General features: G+C 64.2%; 5 protein-coding genes and 1 tRNA gene. 3 read left to right on the top strand and 3 right to left on the bottom strand.

Annotated elements, in window-relative coordinates:
* From IPV08_RS03440 to IPV08_RS03430, 3 genes are all read left to right on the top strand, one after another.
* A partial coding sequence (locus tag IPV08_RS03440) for a YeaH/YhbH family protein (RefSeq protein WP_207410754.1) occupies window positions 1–951 on the top strand: 951 nt, incomplete at its 5' end.
* A 117-nt stretch (window positions 952–1,068) separates the two neighbouring features.
* Complete coding sequence (locus IPV08_RS03435) at window positions 1,069–2,628, top strand: SpoVR family protein (protein WP_207410753.1); 1,560 nt, start codon at window positions 1,069–1,071, stop codon at window positions 2,626–2,628.
* A 111-nt stretch (window positions 2,629–2,739) separates the two neighbouring features.
* The gene (locus tag IPV08_RS03430) at window positions 2,740–2,994 is read left to right on the top strand and encodes a PilZ domain-containing protein (RefSeq protein WP_207410752.1); all 255 of its coding nucleotides are present in this window, start codon (window positions 2,740–2,742) and stop codon (window positions 2,992–2,994) included.
* 208 nt (window positions 2,995–3,202) lie between these two features.
* Here IPV08_RS03430 and IPV08_RS03425 read toward each other — a convergent pair.
* The 3 genes from IPV08_RS03425 to IPV08_RS03415 all read right to left on the bottom strand — a co-directional run bounded on the left by IPV08_RS03425 (window position 3,203) and on the right by IPV08_RS03415 (window position 7,976).
* Window positions 3,203–3,279 (bottom strand) — tRNA-Pro (locus IPV08_RS03425).
* Between the two features lie 198 nt (window positions 3,280–3,477).
* Entirely contained in the window at window positions 3,478–6,687 is a 3,210-nt protein-coding gene (locus IPV08_RS03420; RefSeq protein ID WP_056429910.1) for a multidrug efflux RND transporter permease subunit, read from the bottom strand.
* A 140-nt stretch (window positions 6,688–6,827) separates the two neighbouring features.
* A complete protein-coding gene (locus tag IPV08_RS03415; RefSeq protein ID WP_207410751.1) occupies window positions 6,828–7,976 on the bottom strand; it encodes an efflux RND transporter periplasmic adaptor subunit in 1,149 nt (382 codons plus the stop codon).
* Window positions 7,977–7,993 lie beyond the last annotated feature (17 nt).

Raw genomic sequence — 7,993 nt, 5'->3', positions numbered from 1 at the left:
CTGACGCGGGATGAGTTCCTCGAACTCTTCCTCGAAGACCTGGAACTCCCCGACCTCGCCAAGCGCCGCCTCTCCGTGGTGGAAACCGAGGGACTGCGTCGGGCGGGCTATACGGTGTCCGGCTCGCCCGCCAACCTCGCCCTGACGCGCACCCTGCGCAATTCCATGTCGCGCCGCATCGCCCTGAAGCGGCCGAAGCCGAACGAGATCGCGGAACTCGAGGCGCGGATCGCCGACGCCCACGGGACCGACCCGCTTCTGCCGGATATGAAGCTCGCCCTCGAAGCCCTGCGCGAGCGCACCCGGCGCATTCCCTATGTCGACCCGATCGATCTTCGTTACCGCCGCTTCGAGCCTTATCCGCGCCCCATCGCTCAGGCGGTCATGTTCTGCCTGATGGATGTGTCCGGTTCGATGACCGAGCACATGAAGGATCTGGCCAAGCGCTTCTACATCCTGCTGCACATCTTCCTCACGCGGCGCTACCGCCACGTCGAGATCGTCTTCATCCGCCATACCGACAAAGCGACGGAGGTGGACGAAGAAACGTTCTTCGGCTCGCGCGAGACCGGCGGCACCCTGGTCTCGTCTGCCTTGGTGGAGATGAAGCGCGTTATCACCGAGCGCTACAGCCCGGATGATTGGAACATCTACGCCGCGCAGGCATCTGACGGCGACAACGTCTCCAGCGACGGCCCGACTGCCACGGAATTGCTGCGGGCGCATATCCTGCCCGCCTGTCAGCACTTCGCCTATCTCGAAGTCGGCGACGAGAACGGTCCTCGCGCCGGCTTCGTGGAGCACCGCACCACCCTTTGGCGCACCTATGAGGGGCTCGCTAAATCGGGCGGCGCCATCGCCATGCGCAAGGTCAACCACCGCCGCGACATCTACCCCGTCTTCCGCGACCTGTTCGGGCGAAAGGACGCCCGGGCGGAGGCGGAGGGGTGAGCGGCGCTCTCGCGCGCGACCCTCGTCCCGCTACGGAGGAGGGAAAACCTGTTCCGGCCTCTCGGTCTTCAGCGATGAGGCGGACGGACTATACCGACGCATAGATCGGGACCACGCATGACACTCACGCTTCCCCAAACGATCGCGGGCCGCCAGACACCCCTGTTCAGCGGGAACGACTGGGATTTCGACACCATCCGCCGAATCCATGACGCGTGCGAGGCCGAGGCGCGGGAACTCGGCCTGTCCTGGTACCCGAACCAGATCGAGATCATCACCGCCGAGCAGATGCTCGACGCCTATGCCTCCATCGGCATGCCGCTCTTCTACAAGCACTGGTCCTTCGGCAAGCATTTCGCCCAGCACGAGGCCGGTTACCGGCGGGGGATGATGGGGCTCGCCTACGAGATCGTCATCAATTCCGATCCGTGCATCTCCTACATCATGGAGGAGAACACAGCGACGATGCAGACGCTGGTGATCGCGCATGCCGCCTTCGGCCATAACCACTTCTTCAAGAACAATTACCTGTTCAAGCAATGGACCGATGCCGAGGGTATCCTCGATTACCTCGACTTCGCGAAGGGCTTCATCTCCCGATGCGAGGAGCGCTACGGCCACCATGCCGTGGAGCAAGTGCTGGACGCCGCGCATGCGCTGATGAGCCAGGGCATCCATCGCTATCCCCGCAAGAAACGGCCCGACCTCGCCTCCGAGCAACGTCGCGAGCGGGAGCGGGCCGAGCATGGCGAACAGATCTACAACGATCTCTGGCGAACCCTCCCGCAAAAGACCGCCGGCGCCAGGCCGGACGCCGCCTTGGAGCGCCGCAAGGCGCTGCTGGAGCTACCGCAGGAGAACCTGCTCTATTTTCTCGAGAAGGCCGCCCCCAGGCTCCGGCCCTGGCAGCGCGAGATCCTGCGCATCGTCCGTCTCGTGGCGCAGTATTTCTATCCCCAGCGCCAGACCAAGGTGATGAACGAGGGCTGCGCCACCTACTGCCACTATCGGATCATGACCTCGCTGTCGGAGAAGGGGCTCATCAACGAAGCCGCCTATCTCGAATTCCTGCAGTCGCACACCAACGTCATTCGCCAGCCGAACTACAACGAGCGCGGCTATGGCGGGCACAATCCCTACGCCATCGGCTTCGCGATGATGCAGGACATCGCCCGCATCGTGGAGCAGCCGACGGAGGAAGACCGGCAATGGTTCCCCGAGATCGCCGGCACGGGTGACGCGATGGCGACCCTGCGCGACATCTGGGCGAATTATCGGGACGAGAGCTTCATCGCGCAGTTCCTCAGCCCCAAGCTCATGCGCGACATGCGCCTGTTCCACGTCGTCGACGATCCCGACGAAGCCGAACTGCGCGTCGAGGCGATCCATGACGAGCGTGGTTACCGCAAGCTACGCCGATCCTTCGCACGACAATACGACGTCGCCTGGCTCGATCCCGATATCGAGGTGGTGGATGTCGACCTGGAGGGCGACCGCCGCCTCATCGTCCACCACAAGGCGCTGAACCGCATTACGCTCCAGGCCGACGATGCCAGACGCGTCCTGCAGCATCTGGCGGATCTCTGGGGCTACGACGCGGTGCTGAAAGAAATCGACCCGGCGACGGGCGCGATCCTCGCCGAACATCACGCGGCGGCGCGGCCGATCTTCTTCTGACGGGCCGGAACACACGGGTTTGAGCCGCGATGCATCGTATTTGATCCATCCCGCTCGTCTTTCCTTCGCAGGCGATCACCCATCCTCGAAGGCGCAAATGGCGAGGTTTGTATGAGTGAGCGTCGGATCGATGAGCGGCTCCGCAAGGACGAGGCTGGCCTGATCGCCATAGACGAACACACGACGATCCCCTGCATCGTCTACGACATATCCGCCTCCGGTGTGCGCCTCACCCTCCCGGAAGCCATCCAGGTCCCTGACACGTTCATCCTGTACTCCTCCTGTGTCGCGGGGATGGAAGTCTGCCGCGTGGTATGGCGCGGCGAGGAGACCATCGGTGCGACCTTCAGCAGGGTGACGGCCTAAGGCTCGGTAAATCCGACCTCGCCGGCCGCGTAGCCGTACCCGCAGCTCGATCAGCGTCGGATATCGATTCAGCCGTATCGCGATGCATCCGGAGTCGATGCCGAAATCCGGAATTCTCGGGCAAACGAAAAAGGCCGGGGCTGCGCACCCCGGCCTTTCCGTCAGGACGGACGACATAAGCTCGAAGGCCAATGTCACCGCGTTTTAATGGTCGGAGTAGCAGGACTTGAACCTGCGACCCCCTGTCCCCCAGACAGGTGCGCTACCGGGCTGCGCTATACTCCGTCAAGAACCGTCCTGACTACCGATCGACTGCGAAAAACACCGATCCAGTCCTTGGTCCGAGGACCAACGCGCTGACTGGGCTGCGCTCCGCTTCGACGCCCTGTAACGGGCTGAGGGGTCTTAGCTTCACGGTCCTTCCCGTGCAACCCCTTTTCCGCGAGTCCGGCGCAGAGCTTCATGCGCCGGACCTTGTTGTCTTCACGCGTGCGACGGCGTCGCGTGGGGATCGTGCTTGTCGGGGGTGGTGTCGTGCGGATCCTTGCCACGCTTCTTGGCGAACCAGATCAGTATATTGCGGATCGCCACGTAGAAGACCGGGGTCAGGAACAGCCCGAAGAACGTCGCGCCGATCATACCGAAACAGACGGCGGTTCCGAGAGCCTGACGCATCTCCGCGCCGGGACCGGTGGCGATGACGAGGGGGACCGTACCGAGGATGAAGGCGAAGGCCGTCATCAGGATCGGGCGCAGGCGCAGGCGGCAGGCTTCCACCGCAGCGGCAACCGGCCCCTTCTTCTCCGTCTCCTCGAGCTGGTGGGCGAATTCCACGATCAGGATTGCGTTCTTCGCCGCCAGACCGATGAGCACGATCAGCCCGATCTGGGTCAGGATGTTGTTGTCCTGCCCCCTGAACTGGACCGCGCCCAAGGCCGAGAGCACACCTGTCGGCACGACGAGGATGATCGCCAGCGGCAGCGCCCAGGATTCGTACTGCGCCGCGAGCACCAGGAAGACGAGGAGTACGCCGAGACCGAAGACGTAGATCGCGGTGTTGCCCGTCGCCTTCTGCTGGAAGGCGATCTCGGTCCAGTCGTAGGCGTAGCCCTCCGGCAGGGACTGAGCGATCTTCTCCATCGCCGCGAGCGCCTGGCCGGTCGACACGCCGGGTTTGGCATCGCCCTGGATCGGCACCGAGTAGAACAGGTTGAACCGCTGGACGATCTGCGGCCCGCTGATCTCGCGGATCGACGCGAGGGTTCCCATCGGCACGAGCGCGCCGGTGGAGGAACGCACCTTCAGCCGCTCGATATCGCCCTTCTCCAGGCGGAAGGCCGCGTCGGCCTGGGCACGCACCTGATAGATGCGGCCGAACGTGTTGAAGTCGTTGACGTAGGCACCGCCGAGATTGGTCTGCAGCGTCGCAAAGACCGAAGCGAGCGGCACGTTCAACATCCGCGCCATCGTGCGATCGATGTCGATGAAGAGCTGAGGCGTGTCGTTGCCGAAGGTGGTGAACACGCGCTGGACGTCGTTGCTCTGGTTCGCCTGACCGAGAATCTCGTTCGTGGCGGCCAGCAGCGGAGCGATGGCCGAGTTCTGGCGGCTCTCGATCTGCATCTTGAAGCCGCCGCCGGTACCGAGGCCACGGACGGGCGGCGGCGGAATGAACAGGACGCGGGCCTCTTGGATCGAGGCCGTGGCCTTGAACACGTCGCCGGTGATGGCCGCCGCCGTCCGACCCGTCGTGGCACGCTCCTTTGCCCCCTTCAGGACCAGGAACATCACGGCGCCGTTGGTGGTGTTGGTGAAGGTCGCCCCGTCGAAGCCCGAGATGATGACGGCATCGGCGACGCCGTCGACCTTCAGGGCCATGTCGGCGGCCCGCCGCACCACGGCGGTGGTGCGCTCCAGAGCCGAGCCCGCCGGCAGCTGGACGACGCCGATGAGGTAGCCCTGGTCCTGCTGCGGGATGAAGCCGGTGGGCGTCGTGGTGGCCACATGCAGCGTTCCGGCGATGATCGCGGCATACACCACCATCATACCGAGCAAGCCGATCATGCGTCCGGTCAGGAAGCCGATCGTCGCCGCATACCAATGCGAGAGCTTGTCGAAGCCCCGATTGAACAAGTCGGCGAGCCAGCCGAAGAACCGCGTCAGGAAGAATTTCGGCTTGGCATGTTCGTGGTGGGGCTTCAGCAGCAGCTTGCAGAGCGCCGGTGACAGCGTCAGCGAGTTGAACATCGAGATGATGGTCGAGGCCGCGATGGTCAACGCGAACTGCTTGTAGAACTGGCCGGAAATGCCCGGGATGAACGCCGTCGGGATGAACACCGCCGACAGGACGAGGGCGATGGCGAGTACCGCGCCGCCCACTTCGTCCATGGTCTTGTGCGCGGCGTCTCCGGGCGAGAGCCCCTCGGCCATGTTGCGCTCGACATTCTCCACCACGACGATCGCGTCGTCGACGACGATGCCGATGGCGAGAACGAGCCCGAACAGGGTCAGGTTGTTGATGGAGAAGCCGAAGGCCTGCATGGCCGCGAAGGTTCCGATCAGCGAGACCGGGATCGCGATCACGGGGATCAGCGCCGTGCGCCAGCTCTGCAGGAAGACGATGACCACGACGACCACGAGGGCCACGGCTTCGAACAGGGTCTTGTAGACCTCGTGGACCGATTCTTCGATGAACTCCGTGGGGTTGTAGGCGATACGGTACTCGACCCCCGGCGGGAAGCTCTTCTTGATCGTCTCCATCGTCGCCCGCACCTGCGAGGCGGCTTCGAGTGCGTTCGTCCCCGGACGCTGGAACACGCCGACGCCGACGGCGGGGGTCCCGTTCAGGAAGGACTGCGTGGTGTAGTCCTTCTGGCCCATCTCGGTGCGGGCAATGTCCTTCACGCGCACGAGGCGGCCGTCGCTGGCCTTGACGATGACCTCGGTGAACTCCTCCGGGGTCTGGAAGCGGCCCTGGGACTGGACGACGAGCTGGAAGGCGTTGTCCTTCGGCGCGGGCGGGGCACCGAGGGCGCCGGAAGCGACCTGGACGTTCTGCTCCTGCAGGGCCGAGATGACGTCGGTGGTCGAGAGCCCGTAGGCGGAGAGCTTGTTCGGATCGAGCCAGATGCGGAGCGCGTATTCGCTGCCGCCGAACACGGTAATGTCGCCGACGCCATCGAGGCGCAGCAGTTCGTCACGGATTCGCAGGTAAATGTAGTTCGAGAGGTAGTTCTGGTCGTAGGTGTTGTCGGGCGAGAGCAGGTGCACGACCATCATCAGGTCGGGCGACGACTTACGCACCGTGACGCCGAGGTTGCGCACGTCCGGCGGAAGACGCGGCTGCGCCACCGAAAGGCGGTTCTGCACCAGCACGTTGGCGATATCGAGGTTGGTGCCGACCTTGAAGGTGACGGTCAGCTGCATGTTGCCGTCATTGGTCGACAACGACGTCATGTAGAGCATGTTGTCGACGCCGTTCACCTCCTGCTCGATCGGCGTCGCGATCGTCGCCGCCACCGTCTCGGCATTGGCGCCCGGATAGGAGGCGCGCACGACGACGGTCGGCGGAACGATCTCGGGATATTGCGCGACGGGCAGCGACTCGTAGGAGACGTAGCCGAGGATCAGGAAGATGATCGACGTCACCGACGCGAAGATCGGCCGATCGACGAAGAAGTGGGCAAAGCGCATCGGTCAAACCTCTCGCCGCATAGGAGCCCTGGGCAACCTCTGCGGGAATGTTTCTTCGTTCGCCGTCACGGACCCGCCAGATGTCACGCCCCTGAAACGGAAGGCGGAAACGAGCGGGCCCGGTCTAGAATGGGGTCGCGTCAGCTGCGGCTCGGCGGCAGCGTGCTCGCCTCTGCCGTCACCTTGGCGCCGGGGCGGACGCGGGACAGGCCGTTGACGACGATGTTCTCGTCGCCCTTCAGGCCTTCGCGGATCACGCGGTATCCATCGACCTTCGGCCCGAGCTTCACGTCGCGGGTGCTCACCGAGCCATCATCGGCCACGATGTAGACGATGCGCTTGTCCTGGTTCGCGGAGATGGCCTCGTCGGGGAGCAGGATACCCTGGAACGGCTTCGTCGCCGGCAGCGAAACGATGCCGAACAGGCCCGGCTTGATGAAGCCGTCCGGGTTCTCGACCGTGGCGCGCAGCAGCACCGTACCGGTGGCGTTGTCGACCCGGTTGTCCACGAAGTCGAGCGTGCCCTTGCGGGTCGGCCTGGTCTCGTTGGTCAAGGCGATCAGGATCGGAACGCCCTTGCCCTTCTGGGTCTGGCCCATGCCGATGCCGAGGCTGCCCTGGTATTTCAGGAACGAACGCTCATCGACGGTGAAGCCGAAATAGATCGGGTCCAAGGAGACGATGGTCGTCAGCTGGGTCTGATCAGTGATGACGATGTTGCCCTCGGTGACGAGGCGCTGGCTGATCCGGCCAGAGATCGGGGCGCGGACTTCGGTGAAGTCGTAATTGAGCTGAGCCTGTCGAAGCTGGGCATCGGCGCTGTCGACATTGGCCTGCGCCGTCTGCGACGCCTGACGCCGCTGATCCGTCACCTGCTCTGAGATGTTGCCCGAGCGGCTCAGGGTCTGAGCGCGTTCGAGGTCGGTCTGGGAGAAGGTCAGCCCGGCCTGCGCGGAGGTGAGGGCGGCCTTGGCCTGGTCGAGGGCGGCCTTGTAGGGGCGGCGGTCGATGACGAAGAGCAGGTCGCCCTTCTTCACCGTCGCGCCATCCACGAAGTTGACCTTCTCGAGATAGCCGGTGACCCGCGCCCGCACGTCGACGATCTCTACCGGATCGAACCGCCCGGTATACATGTCGGTTTCGACGATCTCACGCACCACCGGCTTGGCCGTGGTCACTTTGGGAGGCGGCCCGCCGGGCGCCTGCGCGAAGACCGGAGATGCGAAGGCTAGAAATGCTGCGGACAGGAGGATCGCGGACGACCATCCGGAGAGCGGACGCTTGATCATGTTGCTTTTCCCTGCGC

The organism is Methylobacterium sp. SD274 (assembly GCF_017355285.1).
In the GTDB taxonomy this organism is placed as follows: Bacteria; Pseudomonadota; Alphaproteobacteria; order Rhizobiales; family Beijerinckiaceae; genus Methylobacterium.
This window is presented reverse-complemented; position numbering and strand designations above follow the sequence as displayed.